The sequence below is a fragment of the Bacillus thuringiensis genome, from assembly GCF_001182785.1.
In the GTDB taxonomy this organism is placed as follows: Bacteria; Bacillota; Bacilli; order Bacillales; family Bacillaceae_G; genus Bacillus_A; species Bacillus_A thuringiensis_S.
Genome location: NZ_CP012099.1, coordinates 2187064 through 2204660, shown reverse-complemented (window position 1 = coordinate 2204660; position 17597 = coordinate 2187064). Strand labels below are relative to the sequence as shown.

Below are 17597 nucleotides of genomic sequence, written 5' to 3'. Positions count from 1 at the left end.
ATATAGTAGTGAAATTACAGCTACTATATAGCCTTTTTTATTTAATAATTTTTAATAAAATTTAATTTTATTAAATCCATTTTTGTGCTACACTGATTTTAATCAAATATTCTAAAAATAAAAAGGAGGGGCGGCTATGATAGAAAATTATCTTCTTTTCATCATTATGTCTATTTGCCTTATCATTTTACCTGGTCCAGATACAGCAATGGCTACGAAAAACACATTGGTTGCTGGTAAAGTCGGTGGAGTGAAAACAGTGTTTGGTACATGTATTGCACTATTAATTCATACTTTAGCTGCTGTAATTGGTCTTTCTGCACTTATTGTAAAGTCAGCTCTTTTATTTTCTATTTTCAAGTACGTTGGGGCTCTCTATTTAATATATATCGGTATTAAAGCCCTTTTAGCAGTAAGAAACAAAGAAAACTTAGATACAAATGATCTATCTTTGAATAATGAAAACGAACATACTTCTTGCTTTCGCCAAGGATTTCTTACAAATTTATTAAATCCTAAAGTTGCAGTCTTCTTTTTAACTTTTTTACCGCAATTTTTAAATCCAAATCATAATACATTTATTCAACTTCTTGTAATGGGCCTTACTTACCTCGTTTTAACAGTCATTTGGTTTGCATTTTATATATTTTTAATTGATAAAATTAGTGCTTTTATGAAAAAACCAAAGACGCAACGTTATATTCAAGGGCTAACAGGAGTCGTCCTAATTGGATTTGGTATTAAACTAGCTTTTGAAAAAAATAATTAACAAGATGAAAACCACCACCACTATTAATAGTGGTGGTGGTTTTCATTTAATAGCTGATTTGACTGTTTACTCTATATTAAAACCAGCGCTCAGTTACAACTTTTTTACGTGTATAGAATTGAACGCCATCTGTACCATTTGTACCTAAATCACCAAAGAATGAAGCTTTATTTCCTGCAAATGCGAAGAATGCCATTGGTGCTGGAACGTTTACGTTTACACCAATCATACCAGCATCGATGTTATCACGGAATGTTTGTGCATGTTTACCATTTGACGTATAAATAACCGCACCATTTGCAAATTTAGATTGATTTGTTAGTTTAATACCTTCTTCTAAATCTTTAACACGTACAATGCTTAATACTGGAGCAAAAATTTCATCTTGCCAAATTTTCATTTCTTGATTCACGCCATCAAAGATTGTCGCACCTACAAAGTAACCTTCTCCAACTTCTTCATTAATTTTACGGCCATCTACTAATAAAGTTGCCCCATCTGCTACACCGCTATTAATATAGCCTAAAACGCGCTCTTTATGAGATTCACGGATTAATGGTCCAACATAGTTATCTTCGTTAAAGCCATCGCCTACTTTTAATTTTTTCGTTTCTGCTACTAATACATCAATGAATTCATCAGCAATCTCATCCACTACTGCTACTACTGAGCATGCCATGCAGCGCTCTCCACTACTTGCAAATGCAGATCCAATTACACCTTGTACTGTTTTCTCAAGATTGCAATCTGGCATTACAATCGCATGGTTTTTCGCACCTGCTAACGCTTGTACACGTTTTCCGTGTTTCGTACCTGTTTCATATACGTAACGAGCTACCGGCTCAGAGCCAACGAACGAAACAGCTTGAATATCTTTATTTTCTAAAATGCTATTTACAACATCTTTTCCGCCTTGTACTAAATTTAATACGCCTTTTGGGAAACCTGCTTCATAGAATAATTCTACAAGTCGCTCTGCTAAAAGTGGCGTTCTTTCCGATGTTTTTAATACGAATGTATTACCGCAAGCAATTGCAAGTGGGAACATCCATAACGGAATCATCATCGGGAAGTTAAACGGCGTAATACCAGCAACAACTCCGATTGGGTAGCGCCAAATCGATCCATCAATTCCGCTAGCAATATTCGGCAGCGCTTGACCCATCATTAAATTTGGCGTAGATGTTGCAAGTTCTACCGCTTCAATACCACGCTGTACTTCACCTGTTGCATCCGTTAGCGTCTTACCATTTTCTAGCGTAATGATTTTTGCAAGCTCATCTTTATTTTCTTGTAATAGCTGCAAATATTTATATAAATTTCTTGAACGATTCGGAACTGGTACTTTAGACCATGTTTCGAATGCTGCTTTTGCCGCTTCAACAGCTTTTTCAACATCTTCTTTTGGAGATAGTGGAACGTAAGCGATAATTTTTCCAGTCGCTGGATTTGGAACTGCTTCTACTTCCGTACCTGTCGATTCAACCCACTCACCGTTAATGTGATTTTTTACTCGTTTAATTTCAGTTGTAATCATTATATTCTCTCCTTTGTATAATTTATTTTTGATTAGAAATTAATTGCTCGCTAACTTTCTTATATAAAGCTGCCATATCGTTTTCACCATATCCAGCTTGACTCGCTTCGTCATATACGTTTAATAACATTTCGCTTACCGGTAAATGGAGTTCGCTTTCCTTAGCTAAGTCAACTGCAAACCCTAAATCTTTCTTCAATAAGTTCACAGTAAATCCTGGCTCGTAGTTTTCAGGTGCTATAAAACTTTTAAAATTACGTTCATAGATTCTGCTTTGACCATAACTTACATTTAAAATATCAAACATTTTATCTAAATCCATATTGTTCTTTTTCGCTAATGTTAAAGCTTCACTCACACCAGCTGTATAAAAACCAATTAATAAGTTATTAATTAACTTAACAGTTGTACCACTATCAATCTGCTCACTAACGTGGAAAATATTCGCGCCTAGTACGCCCATGATAGATTCCGTTTTCTCATATACCTCTTTTGATCCACCAACCATAAACGTTAATGTACGATTTTCGGCTCCAATTACACCGCCGCTCACAGGTGCTGCTAAAAAGTTTACTTTCTTTTCCTTTGCAGCTTCCTCTAATTGTTTGTTTAACTGCGGCGATACCGTACTTGTATCAATGAAAACTACATTCGAGTGACCATTTTCAAATAATCCTTCTGCTCCAAAATATACCGCTTCAACAGCGCGAGGTGAAGGTAAACTTGTAAAAACTACATCACATGTTTCTGCTAGTTTTGAGATTGATAGACCGATAATTCCGCCTTCTTTTTCAAAGGACGCTTCTGCCTCTTTATTTAAGTCCACGCCATATACTGTGTAACCTGATTTAACTAGATTTTTTGACATCGGAAGACCCATGTTACCTAAACCGATAAAACCAATCTTTTTCATATCGCTTTCCTCCTATTTACACAATATATTTCCCGCGATTTATAATAGCTTTCGCAATTTCTCTCTTCTTCGTAAATACGTTCGTGTATAAAGGTACTAATAATTGACGGATTTCAGCTAAAATCACATGTCTATCTTGTTCTTCTGTGACAGCCGCCGAAAGTACAGAAATCGCTGCTTCTTCTACTTTACGGTATCCTTCTTCACAAATAACATCCGTTATGAGTTGCTTCGTACGTTCTTTTTCCTCACCATTTTTCCTTACCGCTTTTCTCGTACGTAAAAACGCTGATTCCATGACGTACACGTCCGTCAACATATTTGAAATTACACGTGAATATTCTTGTTCTTGGTCGATTTTTAGACCTGGAGTTTTAGAGAGCGTTTTCAAAGATTGTTTCAACAATTTTTTCGCTAATAAAATGTAACGATGGTTTCTTTCGACATTTGCTACATCACTTTCTACTTCAGTATCTTCTAATTGTTCGATTTGCTTCATTAACATTTTGGCAACTGTTAATCTATTAATTTCATTCGTTCCTTCAAAAATACGACTAATTCTAGCATCACGATATAATCGTTCTACCTCATACTCTTGCATATAACCGTAACCACCATGAATTTGTACAGCTTCATCTACGATATAAGCAAGTGTTTCAGAAGCGTTCACTTTATTCAGTGCACATTCAATTGCAAATTGGGACATTTTCTTCATAAGATCTTCATCGCTCTCATGAATTGCTTCATCGATTACACCTGCTGTACGATAAGCTGCACTTTCTGCTCCATATGTAGCAATGATCATATTTGCAATTTTCTCTTGAATCATCGTAAAATCTACTAATTCCGTTTGGAACTGTTTTCGCTCTTTTCCATATTGTACCGACAGACCAATTGCTTGTTTTGCCGTTCCAATATTTCCAAAAGCCAGCTTTAGTCTAGCGAAGTTAAGAATATTAAGAGCTACGTGATGCCCTTTGCCAACTTCCCCTAAAACATTTTCAGCAGGGATGACAACATCTTCTAAAATTAGGGTAGCCGTTGAAGAACCTTTAATCCCCATTTTCTTTTCTTCTAGTCCAATGGATACACCTTCACATGTTCTTTCGACAATAAACGCCGTCATTCCTTTATTTGTCTTCGCAAAAACAACGTATACATCTGCCATATGAGCATTTGTAATCCACTGTTTCTCACCATTTAACTTCCAAGCAGTACCATCTTCATTTAATACTGCACTCGTTTTTGCACTTAAAGCATCAGAACCAGCATTTGGCTCAGTTAAAGCATAAGCCCCAATCCATTCTCCTGATGCAATTTTCGGTAAATATTTTTCTTTCTGTTCTTTCGTTCCGTAATATATGTAAGGCAATGTACCAACACCAGCGTGTATATTAAAGGAAACGCTAAATGCCCCAGCGTAACCCATTTTCTCTGCTACAAGACCTGAGACAGCCTTTCCTAACTCGAATCCGCCATAATCTTCTGGTACCTCAATACCTAATAATCCAAGTTCCCCAGCTTTCTCAAATAATTGACGAGAAACTTTATAGTTATGTTGTTCAATATTCTCCATTTGTGGAACAATTTCTTGTTTAACGAATTGTTCTGTCGTTTTTGCGATTAAATCTTCATCACCTGAAAAATCTTCTGGTGTAAAGTAAGTATGATTTATATCTTTATTAAGTGAAAAAAACTCATCCCACGGTAACTTCGTTTTCTCCATATGTATCCCCCTATCATTCGGCTTTCATAGCTTTTTGCTTATGCTCGTCTACGATGAGTGGAATATCTTTTTTGAAAATAGAAGGCGATGATTTTTCACATCAAGCATTTTTTTTGCCAAAGATGTATTTTCATCGCCTTCGCTGCTTTATCTATTGATCTTCTGATAGTACTGTTTTTGCAATACCCGTATCTAACTCTTCAAAGTCATGGTATGAAATTGTTTCGTATAATTCACTTCTCGTTTGCATATTAGAAAGTGCATCTTTTTGAGAACCTGTTTCTTTAATTAAAGTAAACACATTTTCATACGCTTTCGCTGCAACGCGAAGTGAAGTTACAGGATAAATAACCATTTGGAAGCCCATATTTGCAAATTCCTCTGCACTATAATATGGAGTTTTTCCGAATTCAGTCATATTCGCAAGTAAAGGTGCATTTACCTTACTATTAAATAGACGGAATTCTTCCTCTGATTGAAGCGCTTCAGGGAAAATTGCATCTGCACCTGCTTTTACATATGCATTTGCTCTTTCAATTGCTTCATCTAATCCTTCAACGCCGCGAGCATCAGTACGTGCTACAATGTATAAGCTCGGTGCAACTTCTTTAATCGCTTTAATTTTTTGAACCAATTCTTCTGTAGTAACAAGTTTCTTACCATTTAAATGTCCACATTTTTTTGGTAATTGCTGATCTTCAATTTGGACAGCTGCTACTTTCGCTTCCACCATTTCTACAGCTGTTCTCGCTACATTTAGTACACCACCAAATCCTGTATCAATGTCAACAAGAACAGGTAAGTCTGTAGCTCTTACTAAATCTCTTGCTCTCTCAGCCACTTCAGTAGACGTCACGATACCTAAATCTGGTAAGCCTTTACTTGCAGTATAAGCAGCTCCTGATAAATAAAGAGCTGAAAAACCTGTATTTTTTGCAACTAAAGCCGCCATTGCATCATGAGCACCTGGAATTTGCAAAATTTCATTTGCTTCTACTAAAGCTCGGAATCGATTCGCAAGCTCCTCTTGTGTTGACTGCTTTTTCACAACCCAAGCCATTCTAAATTCCCCCTATTATTAAATTAAGAATAGATCTACAAATTCATTTACATTCATATTTTCTAGCTTTTCTTCATTTAAACAAACTTCATGAATTTGTTCTTGTTGCTTACTAGAATAATGACCTGCCATATTTGCAGTGAATTTTTGAACAACTTTTGGAATTGCTTCGTCTCTACGGAAACGGTGACCAAGTGGATATTCACATTCCACATTTTCTGTTACTGTGCCATCTTTAAAGTGAACTTGAACAGCGTTGGCGATTGAGCGCTTGTTCGGGTCAAGGTAATCTAAACTGTACTGTTTGTTTTCAACAACAACCATCTTATTACGTAATTCGTCTACACGTGGATCGTTTGCTACTGCATCTTCATAATCGTCTGCAACGATATCTCCTTTTAATAAACCAATTGCCGTAATGTATTGTAAGCAATGATCACGATCAGCTGGGTTATTTAATGGACCTTCTTTATCAATAATACGAATTGCTGATTCATGAGTTGTAATTGTAATACGGTCAATTTCATCTAATCTCTCTTTAATTTCCGGATGCAACTTCACTGCACATTCTGCAGCTGTTTGTGCATGGAATTCTGCTGGATATGACACTTTAAATAATACATTTTCCATTACATATGACTCTAGTGGTCTTGCTAATTTTAATTCTTGTTTATTGAATAATACATCTTGGAATCCCCATCCTGGCGCAGATAATGCTGTTGGATAACCCATTTCACCTTTTAGAGCAGTCATTGCAAGATGAACACCGCGGCTCGTTGCGTCACCTGCAGCCCATGATTTACGTGAGCCCGTATTTGGAGCATGACGATATGTACGAAGACTAGAATTATCAATCCACGCATGTGATAATGCATTAAAGATTTCTTCACGTGTTCCGCCAAGCATTTTCGCAACTACTGCAGTTGTTGCTACTTTTACATATAATACATGGTCAAGACCAACTCTGTTTAAGCTGTTTTCTAAAGCAAGGACGCCTTGAATTTCATGTGCTTTAATCATCATTTCTAATACTTCACGTACTTTTAAAGCTTCTTTTCCTTCTGAAATACGAACACGGCTAATATAATCTGCAACCGCTAAAATTCCGCCTAAGTTATCAGATGGATGTCCCCACTCTGCTGCAAGCCAAGTATCGTTATAGTCTAACCAACGGATCATACATCCGATATTAAATGCACCTTTTACTGGATCTAGTACATAAGACGTACCTGGTACACGTGTACCATTTGGCACGACTGTTCCTGGCACAACTGGTCCTAGTAATTTCGTACATTCTGGATATTGTAGTGCTAAAATTCCACATCCAAGTGTATCAAGTAATACGTAACGAGCTGTACTGAATGCTTCTGCACTAGTAACCTCTTTATTTAATACATAATCCGTAATCTCTTCTAATAATGCATCTTTTTGCTTAATTTCATTTGTTTTAATCATGCTATCCTTCCCTTTCTGTCGAAAATTCGTTATTATTAATGATGGGTGTCGGTCAAACACCCATCTGGCGGGCGGCGCTAACAACTCCCCAGTTGTTCTTATTTACTAAGTACATGTCGCTCGCCAATATAATTTACACGTGGACGGAACAAACGATTATTTGCATGTTGCTCAATAACGTGTGCACATAATCCCACTGTTCTAGAGCTAAAGAAGATTGGTGTGTAAAGTTGAATTGGAATACCTAGCATCCAATATACTGGAGCTGCATAATAATCAAGATTTGGATAAATTCCCTTCTCCTTTTCCATAATCTTTTCTCCAGCTTCACACATTTCATATAGTGTATAATCACCTTTTACATCACATAACTGTTTTAAAGCTTCCTTCATCATAAGTGCTCTTGGATCCATCTTCTTCATATAAACACGGTGTCCAAAGCCCATAATTTTTTCTTTGTTATATAGTTTCTTCTGTAATAACTCTTCAAATTTCTCAACATTACCAGCTTCTAAAAGCATGTACATAACCGCTTCATTTGCACCGCCATGTAAACTTCCTTTTAAAGATGCAACTGCACCTGTTAAAGCACCGTATAAATCTGATTGTGTTGATGCAATAACGCGAGCTGTAAATGTAGAGTTTGGCATTTCATGCTCACTATATAAAACAAGGGAACGATCAAAGATCTTCTCCTCAAGTTCAGTTGGTTTTTTACCAGTTAACATATAGAAGAAATTCGCACTATAAGATAATTCTTTAAGAGGTTCAATTGGCTCCTCATTATTTAAAATATGATAGCTATTCGCTACAATGTTTGGCACTTTACTTAACAGCTTGTACCCTCGGCTTTTATTCACTTCTAACGAGCGGTTTTCGATATCATTATCGTAACCAGCTAACGCCGACACACCTGTACGTAATCCATCCATAGGATGCGTCTCTTTAGGCAATGCCTTTAGTACGTTGAATACACCTTCTGGTACTGCATATTCTTCTTTTAATTTCTTTTCAAGTACTGCTTTTTCATCTTCATTCGGTAGTTGTTCCTCCAATAAAAGGTGCACAATGTCTAAATACTCTTTTGTTTTTGAGAGTTCGATTAAGTCATACCCTTGAATTACAATTTCACCTTTTACTGTGTCAAGAAACGAGATTTTCGTCTCCGCTGCCACTATACCATCTAATCCCGGGGAAAATTTTTCTTCAGCTTTCATCATTATTTCCTCCAATCCTAATAGATCTTCGTGCACATAACTGTAAGCCTTTACAATATTGTGAAACTACATTTCTATTTCAATGTATCAGAGTTTTTAGAAGATTTCAATTTATTTTATAATGATAAGTTTCCTACACTTTTTTTACTGTAACAATACAATTTTTTGAAAATAATTATTATGTTTTATAAAGAAAGAATAGACTTCTTTGTGTATTTTTAAAAACAAGATATAAAGATTTTTCATATAACACCGCCAAATACACCATTATTCTAATTTTATTTGAGAAATAGAAAAAACGAGCTGTACATAAATACAGCTCGTTACTATATGATATTTATTTCACTATCTCTTAAATATAATTTTTATATAAAACTTATTCATTTTTAATAAAGTTATTATTTTACATAATTAAATTGAATTTCTTCCATTTTCTCATGATAACTTACAAATAAATCATAGTTTTGAAAATACCAAAGATCATCACAATCTACAAAGAATATAATACCTTCCTTCTCAACTGACACTATTTCCCCATCTGCTTTCTCAACAACAACCCCTCAAGAATATCCGGGCTGAATTGAACTATCCCCTCCGTACCTTACAGTAAAACGTACAGATTCACCGTGCTTTATACGTAATTCTTCCTGGAACCATTGCAGAGCTTTACGATCAATTGAAATTCTCATCTTTATTCCTCCAGTTTACGCAAACTCTTTTTTTCCTAATCGTTGTTTTACAAAGAAGACGAAAATAATTAAGGCTATTAATGCTGAAATTGCGCTCCCCGAAAATAAAATACGATAACCAAACATTTGTGAAACCACTCCAAGTAAAATAGCACCTAATCCGATTCCTAAATCAAATGCTGTAAAAAATGAAGCATTCGCAACTCCTCTTTTACTCGGATCAACAATTGTAAGCATTGCCGCTTGCAAAGCTGGCTGCGCTGAACCAAATCCAATACCGTATAATGTTGCTGCGATAATTACACCTAACAAACCATTTGAAATAGTTAAAACAACTATAGCTAAAATAGTAATACATAATGCGGGGAGTATGATGAATACTTCTCCATACTTATCTAATAGTTTCCCTGAAATTGGTCTTACAATTGTTAATGCAATTGCATATACAAGAAAGAAAGTTCCCGGATTCACATGAATTGATGATGCAAATAACGGTAAAAAGGTTGTAATTCCTCCATATGCAAACGATAAAAAGAATACTACAATCGTGATTGTTAATACGGATTTCTCAAATAGCTGAATTTTTCCTTTTTCTTTTTGTGGCGTAAATGGCATCTTCGTTATTAGTGATAATACGACTGCCATAAAAGATAACAACGTCGCTAATAAAAATAGACCATGAAATGAATAATTTTGTACAACCCATAGTCCAATCATTGGTCCGATCGCCATTGCAATTGTCATCGCCATCCCGTACCAACCCATACCTTCACCGCGGCGTGAATCTGGAATAATATCCGTTATTGCTGTTCCAACAGCTGTTGTAGAAACAGCCCATGTTACTCCGTGAATAACACGTAAAACAGCTAAAAGGACAATAGTCGATGCTATATTATAGGAATACATCGTTAATCCAAAAAAGATGAGTCCGAAAATAATAAAGGATCTTCTACCATATTGATCTAACATTCCTCCAATAATCGGTCGTATTACAACAGCAGCTATTGTAAACATCCCCATCATGAGTCCAACTTGCGATTCATTGCCACCTATCTCTTTAATAAATAGCGGTAGCGTTGGGACAAGTAAATAAAATCCTGTAAATAAAAATAACATTGCGAAAGTCATTTGAATAAATGATTTCGTCCATAATCGTTCCATAAAAATCCCTCCATACACTCGTAAAATATTACGATTAACACCCTCATTGTACATTTTATTGATCTTTTTTCCCTCCGCAAATAGACGTATCTTTTCTTATTAAATAGTCCACCATCAGCTTACATTAGTCTTAAGACTTTGTACGCATGTTTTAAACGAAAGTCCTATATATGTACCTTTATACGTGTGAAAAGAATATACTAATTTATTATCACAACTTAGGAGTGATTATTTTATGTGGGTATTATCATCAAGAGTAACTGTCGCGGTTCCTTCGATACCCGAAATACATGCCCCCGCCGTTCATACAGCAAGTTCCGATGTCGGCATTGAACTTCCAGCAATTTGGCAACAATACCAATCACCAGGTCAAACTACCCCTTCATTTTGGCATCATGGTGCCCATCCAAGTAGCACTACCTTTTATCACCCTAGCTACGCTCCACCACCTCAGGCCCAAGTCTTTTATCATTTCCCATCAATTTATTTTCAAAATTTTTATGGTACGTTTAACATTTAATAGCCATCACTGTATTCCCCCTACATTGCAATAAAGATTAACTTCACTCCAGTTTCAACATAAAAAAGTCGAATTTCCTAAATAAGAAATTCGACTTTTTAAATTGTTTCCCCAACTAAAGTAACCATTAAAGAAAGATATTTATTAAAGATTTGAATATAATTTTTACTTATTTAATACTTTATATGATTCATCACAGTTAGTCACTTTGCAGGATAACCAACACATACCATCTTTTGCAAATAGACTTTCCTCTCTTTACGTTAATTCACTCTTTTTCTTCTATCCAGCCCTTAACATTACATTTTCTGTAGCAAAATGAAAAAAGCACTTAAGATTGTAAATTCCTACAAATCTTAAGTGCTCTTTTGAAAACTTTTCTATAAATTTTTCTTATTGTCCATTATTGGCAGGAACCTCTCCTGTATTTCCACCATTATTTGGTTGTACTGTTGCAGGTGGGGTTGGAGTTCCTTGACCTCCATCATTATGTGCTGGAGGTGTCGTTCCTTGGCCTCCTCCGCTATTTGCTGGAGGTGTCGTTCCTTGGTTTCCTCCGTTATTCGCTGGAGGTGTCGTTCCTTGACCTCCTCCGTTATTTGCTGGAGGTGTCGTTCCTTGGCCTCCTCCGTTATTCGCTGGAGGTGTCGTTCCTTGACCATTTCCGTTATTTTGTTCATTTTGTTTCTTTTGCTCTTCTAGTTTCTTTTGTTCTTCTTGCTTCTTAAGTTCCTCTTGTTGCTTTTGTTCTTCTTGTTTTTTCAGTTCTTCTTGTTTCTTTAATTCTTCTTGCTTTTTCTCTTCTTCAGTTTTTTGCTGTTGATCTTGTTTTGGTTGCTCCGTTGTATCCGGCACGCTAGTATTTGGCGATGAATCACGTTTTTCACCTTTTATACGTAGCTCACTACCTTCTTGAATGACGCTACTTGGCATTTTAAAGCGTGATTTATCTGTAGCCATTTCACTCATCATTTCTTTAAAGATCAACTGTGCAATTTTCGTATTTTTACTACTAATATACTCGTCTTTACCATCTTTCATATACCCAGTCCATACTGCCATCGTATATTGCGGTGTATATCCAGCAAACCAACTATCACGAGTTGCACTTTCTGGAATTTTATATTGAGCTAATTGTTTTGATGAGTAGTTTGTCGTACCCGTTTTACCAGCTACATCTAAGGATGCTACGTTTGCAGATGTACCAGTACCTGATGTAACTACAGTACGAAGCATATCTGTAATCATATATGCTGTAGAATCTGTCATAACTTGTTTTGGTTTTTGTCCAAAACTTTGTGACTTACCATCTGGATAAACGACTTTCTTAACAAAATGCGGTTTCGTATATTTACCCTCATTACCAAATGCCGCATAAGCGCCCGCTATTTCAGTTGGTGATACTTCATTTGTACCAATCGCTGTTGATTCAGTCGGTGCCGCATTAAATGTAATGCCTAATTTCTCAGAGAAGTCTTTTGATTTATTAATTCCAACTTCTTTCGCAGTCTTAATTGCTGGGATATTTCGTGACTTTTCTAATGCTACACGCATTGTAATTGGACCCATATGACTTCTATCTGAATTTCGTACTTCTTGTCCCGTTGAATACTTAAATGGAGAGTCATCAATTTGATGGTACGTTGCCCATTTTAAATATTCAATTGCAGGAGCGTAGTCGAAAATCGGCTTCATCGTTGAACCAGCTGCACGATCTAATTCAATTGCCATATTATGCCCTTTAAATACAGCTTTATTTTCTCCACGGCCACTACCTATAGCACGAACTTCTCCTGTTTTCGTATCCATAAATGTAAATGCACCTTGGAATTTATCATTCGGATAATCAATGATATTATTATTTAAAATATTATCAGCAAGTTTCTGTGCTTTCGGATCTAACGTTGTATAAATTTCTAAACCGTCAGAACCGATATTAGCATCTGGTAATTCTTTTTCTACTTCTTTCACAACTGCATCCATAAATGCAGGGTATGGCATTGTTTGTAGTTGAGTTGCAGGCTTGAGTCCCTTTTCTACGTCAACTTTTGATGCTTCTTCCATTTCCTGTTTTGTTATATATCCATGTCGATTCATTAAGTTTAGAACAACATTTCTTCTTTCTGTTGCTTTTTGAACATTTTCTTTTTTCGTTGGATCATAGTTATTCGGTGCTTTCGGTAAACCTGCAAGCATCGCAACTTCTGGTAATGTTAAGTTCTTCAATTCTTTACCATAGTAGTTTTGTGCTGCTGTTGCGATCCCATATGAACGGTTTCCTAAGTTAATTTTATTTAAGTACATCTCTAATATTTCATGTTTTGAATACTGTTGTTCTAGCTTATAGGCTAAATATATTTCTTGTGCCTTACGCTTTGGTGTTTTGTCCATTGATAAGAAGTAATTTTTAATAACTTGCTGTGTTATCGTACTTCCACCTTGAGAACCATAATCTCCTTTAAGACTTACTAGAACAGCACGGGCAGTACCTTTAAAATCTACTCCGCTATGCTCATAAAAACGTGAATCTTCTGTCGCTAAAAATGCATTTTCTACTAATTTAGGTATTTGCTCATACGTAACATTCGTCCTTTTTTCTTTTCCATATTCATATACCAAATCCCCGTTTTTATCATAAATTTTTGAGGATAACGGATTAACAAGTTTTGCTTTCTCAAGTTTTGGTGCATCCTTAATCATTACGAAAAAGGTAGCAACCCCCGCCACTAAACCAACAATACCAAGTAATAAACAAGTAATTAAAAACTTGCGAAAGAATGATGTTTTACCTTTTGGTTTTTGTGTTTTAGAAGCTGGCTGTTTTTTCTTTTTAACTTGTCGTCGTTCCTCTCGAGAACGATAATTTTCTGACATGTTACTTTCTCCTGCCTTTCAATTCTCCCGTTGATTTACTTAAAAATATTGAGGTCACTTTCTAAAATGAATTTGATTAAGAAAGTATATTGACCTGGAGCATTCAATATTTTCCCAATTCACAGATTATAAATTTTAGAATACTTCTTATACAAACTATTTTCACTTCTATTTTTCCTAATAACGCTGCCCCTTTAAGCATAGAATGTAAAAAGTGAATTTTTAATACCTCGTATAAATAATATACCTTTTTTTCAAATGGTCAATATTTTCTTATTTATAAATCAAAGGTGAAATAAAAATAGCACAACGATATGTACTTCGTGTGAACTTCTTTATAATTACGTATAACAAACATTTAATATATTGCATATAAGTATAATACCTCTTAAATTATAAGGATTTCAACTTCACAACCTCAACATCTACAAGAAATTATTAAAAATGAAAAGTGAGGAGTTGCGTAATGATGAAGCTATCTCCCGTGATTTCAAAAAATATAGTTGCTGTTGGCTATAATCCTTTTTCTATGATTTTGCGAATCCAATTAAAGAATGGTATGTACGATTTCTTTAATGTACCAGAAAGTATTTATACTGGCCTATTACATGCACAATCTAAAAGTTATTACCATAAAACTTATATTAAAAATTCTTTCCGCCACACAAAAATTTAAACTTAACACCCACTAAAAAAAGGAGGTTAATCCTCCTTTCTTTTAAAAATATTTTATAGATGAATTATCTTCGATTCCTCTTATTGATTTCATCATATGCTTGAATTTGTTTTTTCAAACGCCGATCAGCTTTTTTATCATGCACTACAAGAATTGCATGTATAACTCCTGGAACCCAAAATATTAATGTTAATATGAAATTTATTATTGCCTGAATTGGTTTTCCACAAAATAATACAGCAACAGGTGGAAGAAAAATTGCTACTAAATACATCATCCCTTGAAAACTCCTTATTTTGTATTTTATATATCACTTTTCAAAATATAAGCAAAGAAACCTTATGATGTTGGCATTACATAAATTTTCATTAAGTATACATAGCATCTCTTACTTTAATATATTCTAACTATAGGCAAAAAAACCTACTACTATTTTAATCTTAACCTGCTTCTAAAATCAATGTATCTCCTTCTATTTATATAAGTATTTCAGACTTCCCATTGTTTTCTAGCCTATTTTCTTCCTCTATTGCAGTTACTCCAATTGCAGAAATTAACGTTCCTATCGCTTGTATCCAAATACCAATGAGTGCAATTATTCTCTCATCCTTCTTATCAAAAATACTATCTTCATTTTCTCTCTCATCTTTCAATACATTTGAAACACCTTGATACGCTTGTAATCCAGCACCTAAACTTTGCATGGAGTTACCTAATATAATAATTTTCTGTAATACATTTATATCTATCAAAGCTGCTTCTACTCCTAAAAAAGCACCGATTGATTGTAAACTGTTCCCTGTAATGATAAGATAATCATTTTCTTTCAATTGTTCATTTATATTAAAATATGTTCCTATTACAGTTGATATATTCCCTAATGCTAATAACTCAATTCCTATTCGATCAAGTAATTTACTTTGATTCTCTAAGCCTATATTTTGCTTTTCCCTTTTTTCTTCCCCGTCATTATACTTGCTCGCAATGATTTGTAATATATACCCGAGGGCTTGTAATGAGCTTCCTACAATAACAAGATCCGATTCAACTTTCTCTTCTCCAATAAACCCTCTTGTCGTTCCAATTGCAGCTGTAAGGTTCCCTCCTACTTGAAACCATGCCCCTGTCACTTTTAAACCGCTTGGATTCATTTTTATCACCTATTTAAATATTTTCTAAACCTTTCAAAATAAAGAGAAACTTTAATCAGTGGTTTTTTCTTCATCCTCCGCCTAAATTATTTGCTTTCGCTGAATTTTGAGGTGGGGGTCTTACTGACTGGCAAATAGCGGGATAAACAAATTCCATCCTTAATCTTTTATTTTATTTTTCAGATGTAATTTTGTGAATGATATAATGTGTTACTAATATAAAAAAGCACCTTAAAGGTGCTTTTTTATATGCATGCTGGGCATGTCAATGAATCTCCATTTTCATCTATTGTTATATTCAATATATATTGAATTGCTTTATGTGACCAAGTTTCAGGTGTAGGTGATTCATTTATATATTGTGGCGCACATGACTTCAGCATTGGAGTGCTAATACTCCCTCCAGGATCTAAAGCAACTACAGCCATGCCATGGGGTAATTCCAGTGCCATAGATTTAGTGATACCTTCAATTGCAAATTTCGAGGCACAATATGGCGCAAGCTCAGCTTCACCTTCTCTCCCCCAACTAGAACTCATATTAATGATAATTCCTTCTTTCCTAGCTACCATTGCGGGAACAAACGCTCTTATTACATTTACTACACCATTCACGTTTACATTCATTACATTTTCGAATTCTTGAGCCGTAATTTTCCAAAGTTGTGCATTTTGATTTACAATCGATGCATTATTTATTATAAGATCGGGAGCCGTATGTCTATTAAGTATATAATTTGCCCAATTGTTAACTTGCTGAGAATCTGAAACATCAATTACTTGGAAATCATGTATTTTACTGTACTGTTTTTTCAGTTCTTCAATTTTATCTTTTGAACGTCCACAACCATATATGTTCCACCCTAATTCATGAAATCGATCAACCATCGCACGTCCTAGCCCTTGTGTCACGCCTGTAATAATTACAGATTTACTAATTTCTTTTCGCTTCATTTCTCTCATCCTCCTTCCCTATATCTTACTCTCTTCATTTTTATTCAGCCATTTACTAAAGTATCAACTCAACTCATACTTTAGTAATGGTTTTGATATTGCATACATAAACAAAAAAGTAACCATCATGGTTACTTTTTGCTATATATCTAAAAATTCATTGTTTATTTCATTATTGTTTTTACATTTCAACTTCTCTTTTCCACATTTCTCACATTGATACATATAAAGTGAAACTTTAATCAGTGAGGGTTTTGTTCATCCTCCACTGATTATTAGTTGAACCAATCGAGCTGCCCGGCAAATAGCGGGATAAACTACACCTAGTGTACTTTTTCAAAAATTTTCATTATCCTGCATCTTAATAAAAATATATTTATGTTTACAATGCGATTCACTCAAATAATTTTTAAACCACTTTTTCAACACAACACATTCCATCCTTATGATAGAACCTTTATTTAGCTGCCTTATTACATACTTTTATTTAAATATTCAATCTCATGTTGCAATTTTTTAAATTGCTCAAAATGCATGGTAATAGATTGGCTACTACCATAATCAACATTTTGTTTCACTAATATAACACCCGTATCATGAAAAAGCGCTTCAAGTTCTTTCCTAATAGACACTTTCGCAATATGAGCTGTTTTAATTGCAGATAAAATTGCAATTTCATTAAACTTTAATTTTATTTCATTTGGACAAAATGCGTCTTCAACTAATATAACTTCATTACTATAAATTAGTGCAACAAGATTACTTGATTTGGCATCTGTTAAATCAACTTTTTTCATAATATCTTTCATTACATTTTGCCTCCTTTATTTTCGTATATATCAATTATACAAATTTTTTTAAAAAATTACTCAACTTTATTATATTAATTTTAACAC

15 protein-coding genes and 2 pseudogenes are annotated in these 17597 nt (G+C 34.7%); 3 read left to right on the top strand and 14 right to left on the bottom strand.

The window, feature by feature from the left end:
- The first annotated feature begins 136 nt into the window (after window positions 1-136).
- On the top strand, window positions 137-769 hold the full coding sequence (locus AC241_RS11515) for a LysE family translocator (RefSeq protein WP_000572360.1): 633 nt from the start codon (window positions 137-139) through the stop codon (window positions 767-769).
- 76 nt (window positions 770-845) lie between these two features.
- Here the strand turns inward: AC241_RS11515 and AC241_RS11510 are convergent, their stop codons facing one another.
- The 8 genes and pseudogenes from AC241_RS11510 to AC241_RS11475 all read right to left on the bottom strand — a co-directional run bounded on the left by AC241_RS11510 (window position 846) and on the right by AC241_RS11475 (window position 10527).
- On the bottom strand, window positions 846-2306 hold the full coding sequence (locus AC241_RS11510; RefSeq protein WP_000633344.1) for a CoA-acylating methylmalonate-semialdehyde dehydrogenase: 1461 nt from the start codon (window positions 2304-2306) through the stop codon (window positions 846-848).
- A 22-nt stretch (window positions 2307-2328) separates the two neighbouring features.
- Complete coding sequence (locus tag AC241_RS11505; protein WP_016081726.1) at window positions 2329-3219, bottom strand: NAD(P)-dependent oxidoreductase; 891 nt, start codon at window positions 3217-3219, stop codon at window positions 2329-2331.
- Window positions 3220-3235: 16 nt separating this feature from the next.
- Complete coding sequence (locus AC241_RS11500) at window positions 3236-4945, bottom strand: acyl-CoA dehydrogenase family protein (RefSeq protein WP_050843460.1); 1710 nt, start codon at window positions 4943-4945, stop codon at window positions 3236-3238.
- 151 nt (window positions 4946-5096) lie between these two features.
- Window positions 5097-6005 (bottom strand): methylisocitrate lyase, encoded by a 909-nt coding sequence (gene prpB, locus AC241_RS11495; RefSeq protein WP_000312640.1) that lies wholly within the window; start codon window positions 6003-6005, stop codon window positions 5097-5099.
- A gap of 18 nt (window positions 6006-6023) precedes the next feature.
- Window positions 6024-7460, bottom strand: a complete 1437-nt coding sequence (gene prpD / locus AC241_RS11490) for a 2-methylcitrate dehydratase (protein ID WP_000598139.1) — start codon at window positions 7458-7460, stop codon at window positions 6024-6026.
- Window positions 7461-7558: 98 nt separating this feature from the next.
- Window positions 7559-8680 carry a citrate synthase gene (mmgD, locus tag AC241_RS11485; RefSeq protein WP_016081729.1) on the bottom strand — a complete coding sequence of 374 codons (1122 nt, stop codon included), beginning with the start codon at window positions 8678-8680 and terminating at the stop codon, window positions 7559-7561.
- A 395-nt stretch (window positions 8681-9075) separates the two neighbouring features.
- Window positions 9076-9366: pseudogene (locus AC241_RS11480) on the bottom strand (HesB/YadR/YfhF family protein).
- Between the two features lie 15 nt (window positions 9367-9381).
- A complete protein-coding gene (locus AC241_RS11475) occupies window positions 9382-10527 on the bottom strand; it encodes an MFS transporter (RefSeq protein ID WP_014482022.1) in 1146 nt (381 codons plus the stop codon).
- 235 nt (window positions 10528-10762) lie between these two features.
- On the opposite strand from AC241_RS11475, the gene AC241_RS11470 reads away from it, so the two are divergent.
- Window positions 10763-11047 carry a hypothetical protein gene (locus AC241_RS11470; RefSeq protein ID WP_016081731.1) on the top strand — a complete coding sequence of 95 codons (285 nt, stop codon included), beginning with the start codon at window positions 10763-10765 and terminating at the stop codon, window positions 11045-11047.
- Between the two features lie 393 nt (window positions 11048-11440).
- Here AC241_RS11470 and AC241_RS11465 read toward each other — a convergent pair whose 3' ends face one another.
- Window positions 11441-13921 (bottom strand): PBP1A family penicillin-binding protein, encoded by a 2481-nt coding sequence (locus AC241_RS11465; RefSeq protein WP_050843458.1) that lies wholly within the window; start codon window positions 13919-13921, stop codon window positions 11441-11443.
- Between the two features lie 466 nt (window positions 13922-14387).
- Here AC241_RS11465 and AC241_RS11460 point away from each other — a divergent pair, with 466 nt between their 5' ends.
- Entirely contained in the window at window positions 14388-14597 is a 210-nt protein-coding gene (locus tag AC241_RS11460) for a KTSC domain-containing protein (RefSeq protein WP_000977080.1), read from the top strand.
- Between the two features lie 64 nt (window positions 14598-14661).
- Here AC241_RS11460 and AC241_RS11455 read toward each other — a convergent pair whose 3' ends face one another.
- From AC241_RS11455 to AC241_RS11440, 5 genes and pseudogenes are all read right to left on the bottom strand, one after another.
- Window positions 14662-14874, bottom strand: a complete 213-nt coding sequence (locus AC241_RS11455) for a YqaE/Pmp3 family membrane protein (protein WP_016081733.1) — start codon at window positions 14872-14874, stop codon at window positions 14662-14664.
- A gap of 199 nt (window positions 14875-15073) precedes the next feature.
- Window positions 15074-15748 carry a DUF6944 family repetitive protein gene (locus AC241_RS11450; RefSeq protein ID WP_016081734.1) on the bottom strand — a complete coding sequence of 225 codons (675 nt, stop codon included), beginning with the start codon at window positions 15746-15748 and terminating at the stop codon, window positions 15074-15076.
- Between the two features lie 245 nt (window positions 15749-15993).
- Complete coding sequence (locus tag AC241_RS11445; protein WP_016081735.1) at window positions 15994-16701, bottom strand: SDR family oxidoreductase; 708 nt, start codon at window positions 16699-16701, stop codon at window positions 15994-15996.
- Window positions 16702-16842: 141 nt separating this feature from the next.
- Window positions 16843-17130: pseudogene (locus AC241_RS35880) on the bottom strand (hypothetical protein).
- 44 nt (window positions 17131-17174) lie between these two features.
- Window positions 17175-17510: a hypothetical protein gene (locus tag AC241_RS11440; RefSeq protein ID WP_016081736.1), complete on the bottom strand. Its 336-nt coding sequence runs from the start codon at window positions 17508-17510 to the stop codon at window positions 17175-17177.
- Between the last annotated feature and the right edge of the window lie 87 nt (window positions 17511-17597).